The sequence below is a fragment of the Marinobacter sp. EhC06 genome (assembly GCF_001650915.1).
Classification (GTDB): Bacteria; Pseudomonadota; Gammaproteobacteria; order Pseudomonadales; family Oleiphilaceae; genus Marinobacter.
In genome coordinates this window covers 1-1,810 of sequence record NZ_LXYO01000031.1, presented here as the reverse complement: position 1 = coordinate 1,810, position 1,810 = coordinate 1, and the positions used below count along the sequence as shown (strand labels likewise).

Below are 1,810 nucleotides of genomic sequence, written 5' to 3'. Positions count from 1 at the left end.
GTGCAAGCAAATCGCGAGGTAACATTGTTATTTTCTCCTCCTTAACTTATGTCACGTCCCATAGAGGGACCTGCGTTCGCCAGCGTAGCCGCTGACTGTTTGTTATTCTGCGACAAACGCCAGATCACCGTGGTCAATCTGAGCCCTTACCCGAGCCTCCGCCTTCACCGACTTCGCGACCGGCGATAAACGCCCCAATAGCCTGACCCCCTCGTCCAGTTGCACAACCACCACGTCGTACGGTGCTGGCAGGTCTTCGCGGTGGCTACGGTGAAAGGTCACCCGCGCCCGCACCTGTCCACGACCGGCACTGGACTCCCACCGGATGGAGGACTCCGGGCAGCGCGGGCACAAACTCGCACCGTAGGGTAACGCCCTATTGCAGGCATCACAGCGCAGGTACAACAAATGACCCCGGTGCAACCCCTGATAGAAGGGATGATCCTTGACTGGCGAGCTCTCAATACTCATACCTTTGCCTCCTCCGATTTGACAGATTTCACAGGCGTGGCTCCGACCCAAGTAGTAAAGCGGCATGATAATCGAGAACCCCGCCATTGCCCGTCACCAGTTGTAAAGCCACATTATCGAGCTGGCGCTCCCCGCCCTGACCTTGGACCTGGATTACCGCTTCTGCCAATGGCGTCATGCCCTGCAGGTAGTAGCCTGACAGATGGCCACCCCCGGTATTGCAGGGCAACCGACCACCGGGCGACGTCTCGCCCGCCTTCACGAAGGCGCCCGCCGTACCGGGCTCACAAAAACCAATAGCCTCCAAGCCAAGGAGCGTGGTGAGCGAGAAAGCTTCATAGAACTGGCAGGCTGAAATGTCCTTTGGCCCCACGCCAGCCATATCGCAGGCAATACGGCAAGCAAGCCCTAAACCCATGGGCGGCAAGCCATCGTGCGCCTCGGCCAGCGCCGCGCTGCCCGCGTGCCCCTGACCCATACCGTGAACGTAGGCGGGGCGCTCGGCAAGGTTGGGGGCCCGTCGAGCGGAGGTGACCACCACGGCAACCGCACCATTGACCGGATAGGCACAATCCAGAACCCGAAACGGTTCCACCACCCAAGGAGACGCCCGATACTGTTCAATACTTAGAGGCTTACGCAAGAATGCCTTAGGGTTGCGCGCCGCCCACGCCCGATCGGCCACAGCGACAGCACCCAGGCAATCTCGATCTAAACCGTAGTAGGAAAGGTACTCATCCGCAGCGAGAGCGTAAGCACCCGGTGCGCCGTAGAGTCCGCACTGAGCCTCCCAACCGGGAATGCCACTAATCGCCAGCGGCGCCGCAAAGGCCTGCCCCCCACCTTGTGGCTGCACAGGGGTGTCGGCAAACACACACACCACCGTGCGTGCCATCCCGGCTCGAATGGCACCCGTGGCATACTGGACCATTTGTACCGCAGATGAACCCTGACCTTCGATACCCGAAAGCAGGCGCAGATTCGCCAACTGCAGATCGTCCTGTAGAGTCAAGGGCATGCTGGCCGGATCCGCTATCGGGCTTCGGTTGATCAACAGGCCGTCAACATCGCAAGGACGTAGGTTTGCGTCAGCCAGGGCGTCGCGAACTGCGTCAGCAGCCAGTTTCCGAGCGCTCCCGATAGATTCACGCGAGAGCTCGCTGAACCCCAGCCCGATGATCGCCGACTTGGCAATACCATGTTTAGTCATTACTCCCCCAGCTTCTCCCCAGAATTCCAACCGACCTTGATCTTGTATGGATCTCGACCCAGCCACAAAATTTGCTTAGATAATGAAGCCCAAAGTGGACAGCGGCTCGGAGCCGTGCACCAACAAGAC

General features: G+C 59.6%; 2 protein-coding genes. Both read right to left on the bottom strand.

Annotation, left to right across the window (positions count from 1 at the left end; translation table 11 throughout):
- Positions 1-102 precede the first annotated feature (102 nt).
- Positions 103-471, bottom strand: a complete 369-nt coding sequence (locus A8B84_RS15875) for a Zn-ribbon domain-containing OB-fold protein (RefSeq protein WP_064229048.1) — start codon at positions 469-471, stop codon at positions 103-105.
- Between the two features lie 28 nt (positions 472-499).
- Positions 500-1,681, bottom strand: a complete 1,182-nt coding sequence (locus tag A8B84_RS15870; protein WP_064229049.1) for a thiolase family protein — start codon at positions 1,679-1,681, stop codon at positions 500-502.
- Positions 1,682-1,810: the final 129 nt, after the last annotated feature.

Excerpts from the sequence above, each read along its gene's own strand:
- A8B84_RS15875 (WP_064229048.1), bottom strand. The coding sequence starts at position 471 with ATGAGTATTGAGAGCTCGCCAGTCAAGGATCATCCCTTCTATCAGGGG.
- A8B84_RS15870 (WP_064229049.1), bottom strand. The coding sequence starts at position 1,681 with ATGACTAAACATGGTATTGCCAAGTCGGCGATCATCGGGCTGGGGTTC.